Below are 17922 nucleotides of genomic sequence, written 5' to 3'. Positions count from 1 at the left end.
AATAGCCATGTGTACAAAGTCATTGGATGACAAAAACATTCAGGTAACAATCAACTAAATAAAAAGATGGAAGAATATAAATAGTAATAAAGCCAAGCCAATCGACACAGGTAAAGTAAGTACCCAAGCAAGACCGATACTTTTGAGTGTTCCTTTATTTAAATTGCTCTTTCCTCCAGAAGCTACCATTGAACCAGCAATACCACTTGAGAGCACATGCGTTGTGCTAACGGGCAAACCCAATACGGTACTGATACCAATTGTCGAAGCTGCGACAATCTCGCTTGAGGCCCCCTGAGCATAACTCAAATGTTCATTTCCTATTTTTTCACCTATTGTTATTACAATACGTTTCCAACCGATCATTGTTCCCAAACCTAGTGCTACCGAAATCGTTAAGATCACCCAAATCGGTGCAAAGTCCGTAAGATGTTTCAATTCACCCAACTTACGATTGAGCTCCAAACGATTTTCAGCATTGATATTGATCCGTTTATTGCTCTCCAATGTAGCAATCGATTTGACCAAACCTTCAACCTCTTTTCTGAATTTAAACGTCCCAGCTTTATCCGTTAGACTTTTATCCATCAAATGCAACTTGACTTGCTCAATCTCTTCATGGACATGTGCAAACATCGTTCCTTGAACAACATTACTGGAAGCAATTGTCTGCAACACGATTTCCGTTTGATCGAGCGTTTTAATGACAGCCGCATCTGGTACGGAATGGTTTATTGCAAAACGGGCAGGAAGAAATGCAATTAAGATCAACATAAACAGCCCTACTCCTTTTTGTCCATCATTGCTACCGTGAAAAAAACTGACCAATGTACAGGTCAGTATAAGAATACCCCGTACTAAAAATGGAGGTCTGTCATCTTCTCCTTGTGGGATGTGAAAAAGTGCTTTATAACGGACGACATGCTTCAAAAAGAGCATCAATATCACCGCTAGACCAAAGCCAATCAAAGGTGACAGAATTAAAGAAAGACCAATTTCCTCAGCCTTATGCCAATTGACACCGCTGCCACCGTAATACCAGGTGAAGCCTATACCAGCCCCGATAAGGGCACCAATCAAGGTATGTGAACTCGAACAAGGAATACCAAAATACCAAGTCCCCAAATTCCAGATAATAGCAGCCAATAATACAGAAAGGACCAGACAAGCGCCTACGGAAACCGGGAGTGCCATTAAGGTATCCAGCGGCACCAATTTAAGGATTCCCATAGCCACGGCTATTCCGCCTGCAAAAACACCTAGAAAATTCCAAAAACCAGACCAAGGAATGGCTACAATTGGTTTAAGTGCTTTGGTATAAATGACCGTTGCAACAGCATTCGCGGTATCATGAAAGCCATTGACAAATTCAAAGGCCACAACGGCAAATAAACAAAGGGCAAAAACAATAAGGAGTCCAGTACTAAGATCGGTTTCCCCTAAGAGAGGAATCATGTTGCAGAAAATGTGCATAGTATTCTTTCATAAGATTTATGGTTGTCCTTGCTGAGTTTTTCTTACTTGCTGAGTTTTCCTTAAGGAAAACTACCGCAGGAACAATCGCTTCATTCAGCTCAAAAATAATTTTCAGATGTTAACTTTTGATAAAGGATATATTACGTTATACAACAAGAAAGAAAAACTTAAAACACTGTTAACGAATCTTATTCCGTCGCTATTTTATTTCTCACAAATTTCTTCACTTTCAGGGAGCTAATACGGACTTTATAGGGACCTCATTCGGACTTCATTCGAATGAAAGCGAATAAAGACCGAATAAGTTCCGTAGAAATAACGATTATAAAACGGAATAAAATCAAATTTGACCACTAGTTTTTACCCAAATAAATATAGACAAATCAAAACCCCGTAAAAGACCAGCTGTGAAGTAAGAGTAGTATTAGACCAACCGTAAAGTAAAAGCCGTGTTAAACCTTTTGTAAACCTTTTTCAAGAATGGACATTGCTATCAGCAAAATACCAAGCAGACGATTCAAGGGAATTTTGATCCGCCATTTACAGCAAAAACAGGACGATTTACCGATTCAAACCTACAGTCCACCGAAAAGCACAAACTTTTTAAATTTAAACTCGTTACTTTAGACAAAAATAAATTTAACACCGAATTAATTATGCCTAAATCCTCCTCATTAAACTGTTCCCTGACGAACTATGCTCCCTTACAGCGGATTACACTTCGTACGCTACCTTTTCTCGCCGCCATGTATTGCCTGCCCTTCGCGCAACATGCAAAAGCCCAATCTTTAGACTGGTATACAAAAGATATTGTATTTAAAAGTGAGGGTATTAAGTTAACAGGAACCATACTTCAGCCTCGCCGTGCCCATGCGGCCATTGTCCTTATCCATGGTTCTGGACAAGAGAAAAGGATGATGGAGTTTGCCTCATATTTAGCCCAAAACGGTATTGCTGTATTTACTTATGACAAGCGCGGAGTTGGTAAATCTGAGGGAACCTACGCTGGCCCTGAGGTCGGTACAAATAATATCGACTCTGCCAACCTCCACCTGCTGGCCAAAGATGCACAAGCAGCGGTAAAAGCATTCCATCAGCAACTCGGGAAGACGAACATTCCAATGGGACTACTTGGATTCAGCCAAGCGGGATGGATCATTCCCTTAGCGACTAACCAAAATCCTTTGATCGACTTTTTTGTTTTGTACAGTGGAGCAGTTATCCCTGCCCGTGAGCAGCTCCGCTTCCAGTTTTTTACGAATGGAAAAAAAGATTTTTGGGATAAACATACGGAAGCCGATGCCCGACAACATGTGGCGAATGATCCGGATCGCTATCAATTTACAAATACCGATCCCATGACACCACTTAAAACGATAACAACTCCAGGGCTCTGGCTTTTTGGATCCAAAGATATCCAAATACCTGTAGGTTTATCCATTGAACATCTCAATGCACTTAAAGCACAAGGAAAGCCTTTCGAATATTGCCTATTTCCTTTATTAGATCACAATACAAGCCTTTCGGCATCTAGCGAACCTAGCACTATTGCATTGAACTGGATCAAAAGTAGGAGTAAAAAAAAGCACAAAGAACCTCTTGACAAGGTTTCATGAGCATAAGATCAAGCATTAAAAAAGGCCTAAATAAAAAACTTAGGCCTTTCTTCAATCAATTCAAATGTTTAACTCGCTGGATTAATGCAAATCCGCACGAAGCACTTTATTTTTATTCAATGCTCTATTGGAATAGATGATATACAAGGTGCCGATGATGGTTGGCGTAATCCAAACCAGCGTTGAACCAAGCTGAATCCCGGCAACTAAAAAGGCAGTCACCGACGCAATCAATGCGCCTACCATACGACCCAAATGACTGACCAGCCAGCCATTTTTCTTTTCTTTGAAACTTTTAAACAGCTGAAAATCCCGAATACTCATAAATGCACCAAAACCACCAAAAAAGACATATAAAACAGAATTTGCCACCTGCTGTATTAATCCAATTAAACCAAGACATAACATACCAACCGATGCAAGCAGCATCGTAGCCGAAATAAGTTTGTCTTTCCAATCGGTCTGTTGTTTAATCTTACTGCGTAAAGTCAACGCGCGATTACCCGCCAGAATGAGATAGATGGTAAAGATACCGATCAAAAATAAAAATGTGTTTTCGTGGCCCGGCATTCTCGCAATAACAAGTGAAATTAAAGAACTAATCACCATCGCATAGGAAAATATGATCCCCGTCTTCTTATGCCCTGCTCCTCCCTTTTTTACAGCCACACTGATCAGGCCGGTAATCAATCCTATCCCACCAAAAAATGCGTGAATGTAGATCAATGTCTTAATTGTTTCTTCCATAGTTCTTCTTTAATTGTTTTTAGCTAATAATGGTATTGAAGCAAAAAGGCTAATTAATGGTTATGCCATGTTTAAAATAGATAGACAGGAAACTGCGCTATGATGCCGTTTGCGACAATAGCCCAAATGTAAAAAATATCCTTTTAATTATCCAAATGTTTAAATAAAAATCATTCTTTTTCCTCACGGACGAGAAAATCATAAGAGTACCAGAATTTCAGGTCCCCATAGGAATTAAGGTTTCCTAGACTATAGCTAATGGGGTAGTCAAAGCTATTCTGTTGCAGTTCAAGTTCATTTTTATAATCAATGACAAGTTTTTTAATAGCGTCCAAACCTGTTGCGCGTCTAATAAAACTAGTTTGACGTCCACCACGCAAATAAACCAGCACATCGGAACGATTTAACACCGTTTCGTCGGTTTTTGTCAGAAATTGATTGTACAGCAATTTTTCCAATACGTTTTTAAGATCACCACGTGGAAAATCACTTTCTCCCATCATAATCGAGTGGGTACCATAGTTGACTGACGAAACATAGTAGGGATTATATCCTGATTTTTTTAACTTCCCTAGTGCATCCTTACTAAAAGCCTGTTCATAGTCTTTCAGATCCGCATGGAGACTAAATGTAATATGTTCTCGACGCAATAACAGGCTATTAGCTCTTTTTATCGTGGTAGAATCATGGTGACGGACCAATTTGAGTACACTATCTACGTCAGGGCTATTATTAAGATGGTAGCGTATCGCTCTATAATCGAAAAATGCCCCTACAGACGACTGCTTCAAAACAGCCGGTTCCCCCTTGCTTTTCTTAGCGAAAGCTCGCACAGCATCAAATCCAGGAATGATACGGATTGGAGCTAAAGTTGGCTGTGTAGAAGAAATTGTGCTCTTGAAAGGTTTATAATTGCGAAGGGAAGTTAGTTTTAGTTGCGGCGTAGTATCTTTTAATCCCCAAACTGTCCCCAAATAGAAGTTTTTATCTATAGTGCCATCCAGGTAGATCTGGCTAACCGAAAACCCGACGGAACGCCCTACAAATTGATACCTTTTAGCCATTGTTCCATCACCGATCTCCCTAGCGTCAAAATCACTATCTTCTTTGTCACAACTGGACAAAAAACAAATGCTTAATAACAACAGGAAAAGATATTTCATAATTTAAAAAATTAATCGTCAGCTCTGGTGCAGCACTTCGATCTCATCTACCCGTCGGACAATGGCCTTTAGATTCTTCTCAAAGATAGACAAAATTCCTAATCCAATATACATAAAAATAAGAATAACAACACGATACAAAGCTAAAGGAACATAATTAACGATCCATTCCGAAGAAACCAACCCGATGATCAAAATCATAATCGGTATTGTTAAACCAAGATAATTGCGATAAACGCAGTATTTGTTCCCTCGAGGCCGATGCCGTAATAGGTATACTGGAATATAAAAAACTAATGTACCAATCATCCCTAATTTTAATCCCGTCCAAAAACCATCTGCATCGAGCGGCACAAAATAATAGAACAATGTGAAGTACACGATATAAATTGCACTATGCCAATGCTTGACGAACTGTAAAAAATCAGCAGGAAATTTATTGATTTGTTTTCTTTGCAGATTCAATTCATAACTAGCTGCAATGCTTCCAAACCCTGACTCTCCAAAACTGGCATAAGCGAGATCAATGGCTCGATTGAAATACATGCCGGCATCTGAAGACATCAGTTCCTCTACCTTACAGGCGAAGTGATCCAAAATTTCAAGTTGAACATCAACATAATGATATCCTTTAGAACGGATAAAATCCATCAGAATACCTAACTCCGCTTTGGTCAATTTCTTTTCTGTCATGATACAATTGGTTTCGTGTTCAAAATAACCTGCAACTTCTCCACAAAGGTCAACGCATCTTTCATTTTAATTATCTGCGCTTTTTTTCCCTTCACTGTCAGGGAGTAATACTTTCTTGCTCTTCCATCGACAACTTCTATTGCTGTATCCAGAAGCCCTTCCGCTTCTAACTTATGTAGTGCAGGATAGAGCGCTCCCTCAGTGAGGATAAACTCCCCATCTGTTATGAGTTTTACCTGTTGGGTCATTTCATAGCCATACATTCTTTCCGTTCCAGACAATAGCTTCAGAATAATCGTTTGTAAAGTGCCTTTTAATAGCTTCGTATCTTTCATTCGTTCATCTTAAAAAAGTAATTAAATATACCTAATTTTCTTATATATAAAAAAACATAAAAAAACTATGATACAGCAGGATGCACTTTAACTTCCATCATCAGATTTGGCCTTTGCACGGTCTTTTGACTGCACTGCTTCTACCCTGCTTTTGCCTTGCTTTTGGAATTCACCTAGCAAATCCCTATGAATCGCCCAGTCTTAACCTAGTTCACTAGGTAAACACAAGGTTTCAGCTAGGTGTTCACTAGGAACAAGAGCGAACAAAGGTAATGACAGGAGCGGATAAAGGCATAAGCAGGTCGGGAGCGAAAAAGCCGCTAGAGCTGGGAACTCCAAACGGCTTTGCACTAACAATTATATATAGAATGATATGATTATCCTGCTTTTAATAGATCAACAATAAGACGATCTCTATTTTCATTCAATGAGGGGTAAAACTGATTTAGATCAACCAATATGATTGGCATCCCCCTATTTTCGGGCTTATACAAGACATTATCCACCAAGTCCCGACAGAAAACCAACGATTCATTATCCGTAAACACTTCTCTTGACCTTTTGAGGAAACTATCAAAAAAACGTCTGGGATTATTGATAATTTTAAGATGCTCTTGGTTTGGAAAAACTGTACTGGAGAGATCTAGCCCTCGAGAAAATATAACGTCCTTTAATTCTGCATGACCAAAATTTACCAAGGGAGTCTTTAATGGTTTGGCTTTTTTGAGAATAAAAAGATTGGTGGAATATAAGTCTTCTGTAAAAGGAATTCCATAAAACCATGAAGAACTGATCTTTCCTTTAAATACCACATGAATCAAATTCGTCCCGTCGAAAGTTGTTTTGTCAAATGTATTGTAAAGGAAGGACGACTTTTCAATTTTTAGATTTCCAATGATGGCTTTCGAAAAATCATTCGCTTCGAATGTACTTTCCATCCAAAGCCCAGATTCCTGAAAAACAACAGACTGAAAGTTACAGTCTACAAAGGTACAGCGAATGAACTTACAATCACGAAACATGGAGTTCATGAAGCTTTTCCCTTTTATCTTGCAATCGATAAAAGAACAGTTTTTTAAGACTTTGTGATTGAATTCAAAACTTTCAATCTCACTTTGCTGGAATATTTTATTAGTCAGTGCCATGCTAAAAATGATTAATAGGCTAAAATTTCATAGTAGTTGCATTTCAAATGGATATTTAACGGCCAAAATCTCCATTTATACATTGATGACAACGGGAAAAACAAAACGTCCTGAAGGAATTTTGACTTTTTTATTTTTTTTTCCCAGCCTAAAACAGCCAAGACATAAAACATGTCGTTGCAAACTAACGATAGGAATATATTAGCCAGCCATTCTTCAACTGAACAATAAGCACAAAAAAAGCCGCAAGGACGGGGAGTCCTTTACGGCTTACTACCTATGAAAAACATTTACCTTACGTGTAAGGCACTATCTACTATGACAATTAAAATTAAAATGTCGCACATAAATCTGCAGCGCAATAAATTAACAAATTAAGATCTGCTCATTTCTTACTTCAAAAAAGCGCCAAGATATGTTTCGGCATTTCTTGGATCCAAATATAAAGTCCTCGGTCAGCGATTCAAGCCTCCGTTTACAATTCGCCAAAAATGATTTACGATTCGTTTATTGTATTATTTTAATCGGCTGGTTAATTAGCCCTTTACTGCTATAAGAAAAAAAAGTATATTGGTGGACGCAATTAAAACTGTTTATGAAATTGATAAAAAATATCTTGGTAGTGCTTGTACCGCTTACCTTATTCAGCGACATAACCTTTTCCCAAAGCAAAGAGGAGCTTAAAAAAAATATGAAAACAGCAGTATAGATGAAGAGCTCAAGAAGAAGATGGCTACGGAATATGTCTTTCCCGATAGCCTCATCTTATCCCCTTTACACTATACCAATTCCTATTAAGCCTAAAGAAACCTATTTCAGCTGGGGCGATTATGAACATTCCTGGGTCACTATGTATGTCGAAGATTTAAGCACAAAAAAAGTGGTCAATGTAGGCTCACTGGCCTTCCCGGGTAAAAAGATTCAGATGAAAGGGCATATCACATCGTTCTTAGAGCAATACAAGTATTTCATCGATTTTGCACAAAGGCCGAGGGATCTTGAAGGATTAAATGTCATCCGATACGACAAATTACCTAAAGTAACCATTGTTCAAAAAAATCTACGCATTAATGGTAAATTGGTCAAGTTTGAAAAAGTGCCGACTTACCATAACCGTACACACAACCCCGAACAAAGTAAAGTTGCCGGTGAAATTCCTATTCTATCCAAGGATATTTATAACCCTACGACCGGTGAACTGACACTCGAAACGGGCGTGTCTGTAAAATGCCCCCCCAAGAAAGAGGACGGCAAATAGCCGGCAATGAATTATGATAAAATGCGATCATCGTCTACGACGACAACTTTGATGCCCGCAGTTTCAACAGCGATTAGGATTACTATTTTTAGGTGGAGGATTTTAATGAAAATGGTCGTTCGAAACAGAGCAAAAAATTGCTCCATATTGAATAACGTATAGAATGCCCTATCCCATCGGGTAAAAAAAGAGTCTTCTCATCACAATGATGAGAAGACTCTTTACTTAATCACAAACCAAGTTTGACTTTTTGCTGGTATATTGACCTCAAAGATCCCTTCCGAGGCTGCATTTAATGGCATTGTCCTACTGTTCTGATCTTGCTCAACCACTTGCACATTTCCTTTCAGTCCGGTATAGTATAAGTTGACCTTAATTTTTCGTGTTATCGCTTCGTCCAATGGATTATAGATCATTAGTAATCCCTTTTCTTTTCCCGCTGGATTTACGTGAAAAATAGCATCATAATCCATCCCGTCAGGACGTCTCACATGGATGATATCACTGTCCAAAACTTCACGGTGTTTCTTGTAAAAATTCACCCATTTGGTTACTACATTTTTCGTCTCTGGGGAGTCATAAAGCTGTGGTCCACGATAACAAGCCTGTACACCTGCGCCAAATAGATTGGCCAAGCGTTGTTCATAATGAGGCAGGTGATCCTTCAAAGGCTCTATCGTTGCCTCTTTGCCGCCACCTTGATATTCTACCAATGGAACAAACATCCACCCCATCGATGGTGCCTTCGCCCAGGTACCATCGAAGATATTCTGTCTTTCCACAATTTCCTGTTGTGCCCTCGGTAATGACCAATTCGCTTCGCGGTAGCCCATTCCTACTTTGTTGCCGCCGTTCAAGAAATACATATCCGGAATATTCAGGTAGATTCCCTTTTCACGGCACCATTTGTAAAAATCAGTAATCCGTTTAAACTGATTCCATTGCGAGTCTTTTTCATTATGATGCCCGGGGTGATCGGTGGAATAGCACCAATCTCCAGGATAAGAGCCATCGTGCTCAAATACACCCAGTCCCGAACTTTCGTACAGGTTATACAGCTTTTTGAAGTAAGCCTGGCCCCATTCACTCTCAATACAGGGTGAACTTCCAAAGCGAGGATGCATGCCTTCAGGTAGCACAACGTCATTTTTAGCATCAATATGCCGACTGGCCAGGAGCGAATAGCCTCCAAGTTCAATTCCTTTGCTATGCGCATAGTCAGCAAGCTCTTTCATACGCTTGAGATTTTCGGGAGAATCATCTTCGGCATTGAATCCAGACCAAAAGGTCATAATCACCATTTCAAAACCAACCTCCGCTGCTTGATCAATTGCCTTTTTTACCGACTCGTTGTCCGAACTCCGTACATGCATCAATATTGGATTTTCAGTTGCCCATGGCGCCATGGAGCGCAGCATTTTTCGATATCCAAGGCTCTTACGTTCGCGTTCCCAGCTATCGTTCAACAGCTCCCAAACCCGATAGCTTGCAAATTCTCCACCGGCAGCAACCTGTTGTTCGGGTCCCATTTTAGGTGCAACTTCCAACAGACAGGGTGTCTCCCGGTCGTAGTGGACCTGTGTGGTATATAGCGGGTCTTTTTTCCACTCCAGACTCGAGGAATAAACGACTTCCTCGCTCATACCGCCAAATGTATAATCTGTTTCCACGGTGATATTAGGGTATAACCAACGGCTTCTATGATCTACCGAACTTTCGGGCTCAAATACAGCCAATTGCTCACTCTTAAAGCTATTAACCACAATTTCCCGGTCCGACTGATTCTTCACAGTAATCCACTTACTAAAGATCGGCATGTCATCATAAAGATCATAATGAACCTGTACCGTAACGTTTTTCATATAAGCAAGTTTACTGGACAGATCGCCTGCAAATTGGGATGAAAAATCACCGTATGCCCAAAAACCTTCTATTTTGGAGCGACCTTCCTTTGTAGAAGCCTTTCCATCTTTGTTCTCGCCGTTTGGATCCATTTTTCCGACACGAACCAACTGTATCTTGTCACCTGACTTTAGCGAAAGATGACCGACAGTATGCCATTGTTGTCCATCCAAAGAGGCTTGTGCCAATAATTCTTTATCCGCTATTTCATATCTAAACCATAGCTGATCTGCTTTACCAACTTCGAAGGTTCCGTTATCGCGTTTGCCATCAAAAAAGACTACTTTGCCTTCGCTTGCTCGCCAATAAAGTCTGGGGCTACTATTCGTTAGTGTTAGCCCAAAACCCAATCCCCAATCGTTGGATTGATCAGTACCTTTATTCATCTTGGCGACGAGTACCTTTGCGTCTTGAGGAACCGCTCTTTCAGCAAATACTGCCGCATTCTCCAGTGCCATAATCTCGCCCACTTTTTCTTCATTGACAAAGGAATTACGTGCATGTGATTTTGACACTATCAACTTCCAGTCGGACGCTAAACGCTGAAATTTATCTTCCAACAGCAATGATCTGTTTTGGTCACTTTTGCTCTTTGCGGCAAGAGCATCGATCGCCTGTTGATCCAATGTATAGTTAAATGTCAGCTCTTTGCCCGGCACTGGCCAAGGCATCTCTTTAGGCATCCAGTTTGGCCTCTTTTTCCAGCCAAAACGGGGTTTTGTATCTTCAATTTTATAATCATGGAACTTAAAAGCCATGGGATTAGCCTTTAAACTCGGTATCCATTCTTTTAGTAAGTAATTATGTACTTTTTATCCTTCCAATCCACCGACATCAAAGGTAAACCCATCGATTGTTACACTGGCTTCAGATCGGATCGACCTTAGAAATGCTGTATTTCCAGTCAATTCGTCCAAACCAATACTGGCTACATTTGGAAAAGTCGTAAATGTACGGCTGACCAAGCCATTGGAAAATACCAAATGACCTTCTTTCGTCTTGAAGAGCCCTGCTTTCGCATGGGGAGTTCCTATTAGCCAGTCTCCAGACAGGCTGTTGCTTTCTTTGTTAAATAGCGGCAGCTGCTGACTATAGCTCTGCTTTGCCTGGCCCAACACGCCTAGTAGACACAGGATATAGAGTTGTTTTTTAAAGTAATTCATCTTTTTAGTTTGCCAATACATTTACTGACGCGACTTTCAGATACTTGCTTAAAACTTTGATTTTATTTGCTTTCAACAGTATTACCGAGCCCCATTGTTTATTTGGTTCGTTCCCCATTACTTCGTCAAGTCTACTGGATCCAAAGATATCTGCAATTTTACCACCTAAAAAAATGCTTAAACAATTGATTCGATTTGACCAAAAGTTTACCATAGACTATAAAACTGAAACAAGATAATCAATATAACAATAATCTCATTCTTTTTGTATTCCCAAATCAAATTCCCTTAAAATCTCAAATACCCGTTCTTTGCGCAATAACCACATGCCTAACTTTTCTTCGGCAACACCATCCAAAAGTCGGTATGTAAAGATAATACCCTTCTGTTCATCCAACTGAACCCCCAAATATTTCAGTGCAATACCATCTTTATACAGTATGGGGCAAATTTCCGTAATATGTGAGGACAATAAGAATACACTGTTCTTGTATCCTTTCAAACAGTTGACTAACTCCAGGGTTGCTTCACTGGCATCACTATGGTTTGTCCCCTTGAATAGCTCATCCATGAGAATAAACATTTGTTTACCGGATGCCAATAATTCCGCCAAATGTTTAACCCGTAATACTTCGTTAAAAAAGTGACTTGCACCTGCATTTATATTATCACCTAAATTTATGGTCGCCGATATTCCGTCAAAAAGTACTGTTTTCATCGCATCTGCTGAAACCGGAAAACCAAGATGTGCCAGATAAACGCAGCTTCCAATTGTCTTCAACAAGGTAGATTTGCCCGTCATATTTGCTCCGGTCAGATACCAAAGGTTGTTTTCTTTTTTTATTTCTACATCATTTTTAATGGCATCTTCAATAAATAAATTATAAGCTCCACGTATGGTGATCATATCCTCTCCCCCTGTCTTTTCCTCAATTTGAGGAAAAACAAGATTCTTTCCTTTGATACTTTTTGCTACACTGAACAAAGCATCCAAATGATACAAAACATCGAAAATCTCACGTATTGCATTTCGTTTTATATTTCTAAAAAGATAATCGTATTTGATCATCAGCTCCTTAGAAAATTTGTTATTCAGCAACTGCTTAAACTCATCCCGATCGATATCTTCCAAAACACAATCTACGTGCTTACGATATTCTTTGAGAATAGCTAAACTATGACCTTCTGATTTTGCAGATGCTAAAAAAATAGCAAGACCATCTGTAATCTTAGCGATCTCGTGAATAGATCGCTTAATAAGTATCTCGCGTTTTTTAAAATCCAAAGACAAAAAATTCGTTGACACCATTTCGAGATAATAAGTAGCCCTGGAAGATGAATAGGGTTCTTGCGGCAGAGACAAATATTGCTCCAGATCCTGCATCATATACTTATCCAATAGATCCGAAATCTCAACTTTTTGCATAAAAAGAATTAGATGCTGTCTGCTTTCTATTTCCAATTTAGAGGAAAGAGGTTTAAGAAAATAACTATACAACATATCCCGCCCACCTAGCGTAACTGTACAATCGAAAAAATCGACCATATCCTTATACCTACTGTTGGTAACATTTAAATCCGCTAAGGTTTGCTTGTCAACGATCGACATAATTTATTTATTGTGGCTCTTTCCTTAAACTTACTCAAAGTCATTATAATTAGCAACACTGTAGCAGAATCGTTATACAGCGAAATAAGTTTTCATAATCATGAGATTACTAGCGATTATTCTAGAATATTAAAACGGAAATATTTAACTAATGAGCCAATCAGGCAAGACATAGGTTCTTAAGCATTTAAATTTATAGGACATATCCAAGGAATAACGCAAGGGTAAAAAACAAAAAAACACCCGAAAGCATGGGGTACTCCGGGTGTTTTAGCCATATTATTAACCTATTTTATGAAAAGTGCCCTTGAATGGGCAACACTAAAATAGAAAATAACTTTGTATAAACAAAATAAAATTTAAAAAAATCATTTTTTATAAATCACTAAACCGGTTAAACATGGAAATTTAGCAGCGCGGCTAAAGGATTTCAAGTTGCGTTTTTGTCTAGGAACAAGTTAAAATCAAATTAATATTATCTTAATATATTACAGGGGGTAACAAGGGGTNNACCCCTTGTTACCCCCTGTAAAAGTAGTGTTATTCCCTTCTTAATTTTGAATCTGAGGAGAACTTGATGCAGCCCTTCGCTATCATTGTGAGATTTTGTTTAATTTTAAATCGATCAAGTAACTGTTAGCTATGACCGAGCGTGAAATTCTGAGACAACATATCGACAAAACCGTCCAGTTAAACGACGAACAATTCGACTACTTCTTTTCTTTTTTTAAACCGATCTCCTTTAAAAAGAAACAAATGATTATCCGTCAAGGAGACCTTGTGGAACAAGAGTATTTTGTGCTAAATGGCTGTTTAAAGACCTATTTCACCAACGATGAACAAAAGATGCATATCTTACAGTTCGCCACAAAAACCTGGTGGGCTTCCGATTATAATGCATTGCATAACCAAGGCCCAGCTACGGTCAATTTAGATTGTGTCAGCGATGCAGACACTCTTTGCTTATCGAACGAAGACCGTGAAAAAGTATGTAAGGAAATTCACGAAGTTGAAACCTTTTTTAGATGGCGTTCCAATAAAGGATATATTGGGCTGCAAAAAAGAATAATGTCACTGCTGAACAACGATGCTCGAAGCCGCTACGAGGAACTCATGCAGCAATATCCTGAACTCTATAATCTCATTCCCAAACATTTGATTGCAGCATATCTGGGTGTTTCCCGCGAAACACTGAGCAGGCTATACCAAGCCAAATAATGTGATCTATATCACAAAAGCAAAACCATTCGCTAAATTGTGATGTATATCACATAGGGCTCTGGCAACTTATCCCCTACTTTGTACTATCGTTTTAAACATATAATTTTTTAACAGACTTGGTTATTTAATATGAAAAAAGACAAATTAAAAGTATTGGTTGTATTGACATCACATGACCAATTGGGAGATACGGGAGAAAAAACAGGTTTTTGGATTGAGGAATTTGCAGCACCTTACTATGTTTTACAAGATGCAGGAGTGGACGTCACAATCGCATCGCCTAAAGGTGGTCAGCCACCGATAGACCCTAAAAGTGCACTCCCGGATTTTCAAACCGAAGCAACCAAACGTTTTGATGCCGATAAGGAGCTTCAAACAAAATTGGCAAATAGCATTCCTTTGGATCATATCAATGAGCAGGATTATGATGCTGTTTTCTATCCTGGGGGCCATGGCCCTTTGTGGGATTTAACCAATGATAAGACATCCATTGCATTGATCGAATCATTTTGGGCCCACAACAAACCTGTCGCTGCCGTATGCCATGCCCCAGCTGTATTTCGCTATGTCAAGGATAGTAATGGTCAGCCACTGATCAAAGGCAAAAAAGTTACCGGATTTTCAAATAGCGAGGAAGAAGCGGTTCAACTAACGGATGTTGTTCCCTTTTTAGTGGAAGATGAACTCGTAAAATTGGGTGGTCAGTACAGCAAAGGGGAAGATTGGCATAGTTATGTAGTCAAAGATGGTCATCTCATTACCGGGCAAAACCCTGGGTCTTCGGAAGAAACTGCTAAAGCTTTGTTTGCTCTATTGAGCAAGATATAATAAACAATTAGCTAAAATCAACAAGGTTATTTCCNNGGAAATAACCTTGTTGATTTTTATATAGGTAGCAGCAAAGTACAAACTGGCTTTGGCCGATTTATATTTTTTGTGAGCAATATATAAAACCGTAATTTTTCCAATAGTGGAATGGACATCCTATAAGATTTTGGCATAAAAAAAGCACCGGAGTTTTCCGGTGCTTTTTTAGTTCAGAAGTTCAATAAAGACAAGTGAGTTAATTATTTTATGCTATAGGTTACGTTTGCCATTGTCAACCAAGACGAGGTAAATCGTATATTAATTGTATCGCCCGATTTGCCCAAAGCCTGAACATACACGATCATTTTTCCATGATAAACGCGCTGTTTATTATCGGTATAGTCGCCCATATCTGCATTGTTCCCCGCTTCCATACCCAGTAATCGCGCATGTCCAGCAATATCACAGGTGATTTCATCTTCCGAAAGGACCACAGGAAGTCCCTTGTTATCCACCACTTGCAAGGCAACCTGCAAAATGCCACCGCTCTCAATCGCTTTCCCTCCTATCACCGTCGCCTGAATCGCCGCCGGACGTTCACTGGATTCGATAGTGTGCCGAACTACTTCTTTTTTATTCGTGTCCAGACCAACAACCTCTAGTTTACCAGCTGCATAGGGAATATCCCAAAAGATGATACCTGTCTTCTCATCGTAATTTTTCTCTTCGCCAACAACCTTACCATTAAGCTCCAATCGCGCCTGAGGGCTATTGGTGTAACAGACCACCCTGATTTGCTGCCCCTCCTGATAGTTCCAAATTGGCCAGGCATCCATGGAGGGCGCTTCATTTTTCCGTTGCCCCTGTTCGGATTCCAATGCAGACCAGACATCGGTAGTCGTTGCTCCGCCCTTCAATGGATAGGTTCCCAAATAAGCCATTGGTTTATCGGACCACAGCGATTGGCGGTAATAACCCCTCGGTTTAATAAAACCTGCGAAATCCAGCAGTCCCGAATAAAATCCACGTGAAGGCCAACGCCCCGACTCTCCGAGATAGTCAATACCCGTCCACAAGAACTGGCCAAATATATGCTTGTTGTCGCGTACGGCAAGCCATGCCGGAAGATCGTGCCGATTCTCACTTCCGAAAATCACGCGTGCTGGATAGCGCTGATGATCCAGTTGATAACGACTTTCGGTATAATTGTACCCTGCAATGTCGAGTGCCCCCGGATAGGCCGTTTCGTTGGACATAGCCACACCTGCAAGCCCTGCTGTAACAGCTCTGCTTTTATCATATTTTTTCACAACCGCAACCAAGCGTTTCGCTATATCACCCAATCGCATCGCATCTGGTGCATCCTTTTTGTATCCGCCATACGAAGCCTGTGTAAAACCACCCTCCTTCTTCTCGCCGTTAAGGACAGGATGTGAATAAGGGTCATTTGGATAATCCACTTCATTCCCTATACTCCAGGCGAAAATCGAGAGGTGATTGCGATCCCGTTTGACCATATCTGCAAGATCTTGCTCGCCCCAGCTTTCAAAAAAGTCATACGATCCCTCAAAACCGGGGGTCCCGACATTCCAGCCCTGCAGCCATTTCCGTTTTGGAAATTCCCATTCATCAAATGCCTCATCCATAACCAACAGCCCCAACTCGTCACATAAGGTGTAAAGCGAGGATGCTTGCGGATTATGACTGGTTCGAATGGCATTGACACCCAAAGATTTTAATGTCTGCAGCCGTCGACGCCATACCTCGGTATACATTTCAGCACCTAGCACACCGGCATCGTGATGTAGGCACACGCCTTTGACTTTCATCCATTCGCCGTTTAAAGCAAAGCCCTTGTTTGGATCAAATGTAAAAGTTCGGAAGCCCGTTTTGATTGCCGACTGATCAATTTGCTTTCCATTTTGCAATACGCTTGTCCGCAAGGTGTATTGATTGGGTTGATCCAAGCTCCACAATTTAGGGTTTGCAACCGTCAATTGCTGCTGTATCGTCGCTTTAGCGGCAGCATTAACCTTCACTTTCTCCGATTTATTAGCGACAACCTTCCCTGCGGCATCAATCAACTCCTGCACAACGGTAACCGCACTGCCGTTGGACGTACTATTGACAACGGTCACTTCGGTATTTAACATTCCTTTCCCTTGCTTTAGCTCGGGATAGGCATATACTCCCCATTGATCAATATGCAAGGGATTGGCCTTTACAAGCCAAACGTCACGATAAATGCCCGATCCCGTGTACCATCTTGAATCGGCACTTTTACTGTGGTCGACCTTAACAGCGATGGTATTTTCTTTTCCAAACTCAATATATGACGTGATATCATAAGAAAAGGATATATAGCCGTTGGGGCGTTTTCCAACAGATTTGCCATTGACAAACACCTCGCTTCGGTTGTATACCCCCTCAAAATAGATAAATATTTTTTTGCCCTGATCTGCCATAGGTATCAGGAGCTGTTTTTGATACCAGCCAATACCGCCGGGTAAATAGCCTGTCGCGCTGGCTAAACTTGGACTGAGGGGGTATTTTACGCCCCAATCATGGGGCAAACGGACCTGCTGCCAGGCTCCACGCTTCGTTTCTGCGCTGGCCTGCCACTGGATATCACCCAAATGGAAACGCCAGTCTGAATTGATCGCTTCGGCCTCACCAAATCCAGCCTGTGCGTATAGGCCACTGATGCCCATACCAATAGAAACAGCTAAGACGGATAGTTTTTTTATGAGATTATTCATTTTACTTTTTTGCATTAGGTTCAAGTGA

14 protein-coding genes are annotated in these 17922 nt (G+C 40.3%); 4 read left to right on the top strand and 10 right to left on the bottom strand.

Going from position 1 to position 17922, the window contains the following annotated elements; translation table 11 throughout:
• Nucleotides 1-54: 54 nt before the first annotated feature.
• Nucleotides 55-1455, bottom strand: a complete 1401-nt coding sequence (locus tag B3H30_RS09575; RefSeq protein ID WP_236590863.1) for an inorganic phosphate transporter — start codon at nucleotides 1453-1455, stop codon at nucleotides 55-57.
• Between the two features lie 677 nt (nucleotides 1456-2132).
• On the opposite strand from B3H30_RS09575, the gene B3H30_RS09570 reads away from it, so the two are divergent.
• Complete coding sequence (locus tag B3H30_RS09570; protein ID WP_115050450.1) at nucleotides 2133-3092, top strand: alpha/beta hydrolase family protein; 960 nt, start codon at nucleotides 2133-2135, stop codon at nucleotides 3090-3092.
• An 81-nt stretch (nucleotides 3093-3173) separates the two neighbouring features.
• Here B3H30_RS09570 and B3H30_RS09565 read toward each other — a convergent pair whose 3' ends face one another.
• The 5 genes from B3H30_RS09565 to B3H30_RS09545 form a co-directional block, all read right to left on the bottom strand.
• The gene (locus tag B3H30_RS09565) at nucleotides 3174-3839 is read right to left on the bottom strand and encodes a hypothetical protein (protein ID WP_112376040.1); all 666 of its coding nucleotides are present in this window, start codon (nucleotides 3837-3839) and stop codon (nucleotides 3174-3176) included.
• A gap of 170 nt (nucleotides 3840-4009) precedes the next feature.
• Entirely contained in the window at nucleotides 4010-5002 is a 993-nt protein-coding gene (locus B3H30_RS09560) for a hypothetical protein (RefSeq protein WP_115050448.1), read from the bottom strand.
• 18 nt (nucleotides 5003-5020) lie between these two features.
• Nucleotides 5021-5695: a hypothetical protein gene (locus B3H30_RS09555; RefSeq protein ID WP_112376038.1), complete on the bottom strand. Its 675-nt coding sequence runs from the start codon at nucleotides 5693-5695 to the stop codon at nucleotides 5021-5023.
• Nucleotides 5692-6030: a PadR family transcriptional regulator gene (locus B3H30_RS09550; protein WP_112376037.1), complete on the bottom strand. Its 339-nt coding sequence runs from the start codon at nucleotides 6028-6030 to the stop codon at nucleotides 5692-5694. Before B3H30_RS09550 ends, B3H30_RS09555 begins: the two co-directional genes overlap by 4 nt.
• 377 nt (nucleotides 6031-6407) lie before the next feature.
• Nucleotides 6408-7175: a pentapeptide repeat-containing protein gene (locus B3H30_RS09545; protein WP_046675345.1), complete on the bottom strand. Its 768-nt coding sequence runs from the start codon at nucleotides 7173-7175 to the stop codon at nucleotides 6408-6410.
• A gap of 709 nt (nucleotides 7176-7884) precedes the next feature.
• Between B3H30_RS09545 and B3H30_RS09540 the strand changes: the two genes are divergently transcribed.
• On the top strand, nucleotides 7885-8433 hold the full coding sequence (locus B3H30_RS09540; RefSeq protein ID WP_159333120.1) for a hypothetical protein: 549 nt from the start codon (nucleotides 7885-7887) through the stop codon (nucleotides 8431-8433).
• Between the two features lie 221 nt (nucleotides 8434-8654).
• Here B3H30_RS09540 and B3H30_RS09535 read toward each other — a convergent pair whose 3' ends face one another.
• The 3 genes from B3H30_RS09535 to B3H30_RS09525 form a co-directional block, all read right to left on the bottom strand.
• Entirely contained in the window at nucleotides 8655-11093 is a 2439-nt protein-coding gene (locus B3H30_RS09535; RefSeq protein WP_139145041.1) for a hypothetical protein, read from the bottom strand.
• Between the two features lie 54 nt (nucleotides 11094-11147).
• Entirely contained in the window at nucleotides 11148-11498 is a 351-nt protein-coding gene (locus B3H30_RS09530) for a hypothetical protein (RefSeq protein WP_139145042.1), read from the bottom strand.
• A 256-nt stretch (nucleotides 11499-11754) separates the two neighbouring features.
• Nucleotides 11755-13107 (bottom strand): MutS-related protein, encoded by a 1353-nt coding sequence (locus B3H30_RS09525; protein ID WP_159333122.1) that lies wholly within the window; start codon nucleotides 13105-13107, stop codon nucleotides 11755-11757.
• A gap of 642 nt (nucleotides 13108-13749) precedes the next feature.
• Here B3H30_RS09525 and B3H30_RS09520 point away from each other — a divergent pair.
• Together B3H30_RS09520 and B3H30_RS09515 are read left to right on the top strand one after the other, a co-directional pair.
• Entirely contained in the window at nucleotides 13750-14325 is a 576-nt protein-coding gene (locus tag B3H30_RS09520; protein WP_075993518.1) for a Crp/Fnr family transcriptional regulator, read from the top strand.
• Between the two features lie 132 nt (nucleotides 14326-14457).
• Nucleotides 14458-15156 (top strand): type 1 glutamine amidotransferase domain-containing protein, encoded by a 699-nt coding sequence (locus B3H30_RS09515; RefSeq protein ID WP_286734725.1) that lies wholly within the window; start codon nucleotides 14458-14460, stop codon nucleotides 15154-15156.
• 239 nt (nucleotides 15157-15395) lie between these two features.
• Here B3H30_RS09515 and B3H30_RS09510 read toward each other — a convergent pair whose 3' ends face one another.
• Nucleotides 15396-17894 carry a sugar-binding domain-containing protein gene (locus tag B3H30_RS09510; protein WP_286766632.1) on the bottom strand — a complete coding sequence of 833 codons (2499 nt, stop codon included), beginning with the start codon at nucleotides 17892-17894 and terminating at the stop codon, nucleotides 15396-15398.
• Nucleotides 17895-17922: the final 28 nt, after the last annotated feature.

Source organism: Sphingobacterium sp. UBA7038, from assembly GCF_002494055.1.
Lineage (GTDB): Bacteria > Bacteroidota > Bacteroidia > Sphingobacteriales > Sphingobacteriaceae > Sphingobacterium > Sphingobacterium multivorum.
The sequence above is the reverse complement of the archived record's forward strand: the minus strand, read 5'-3'. Positions and strand labels throughout refer to the sequence as shown.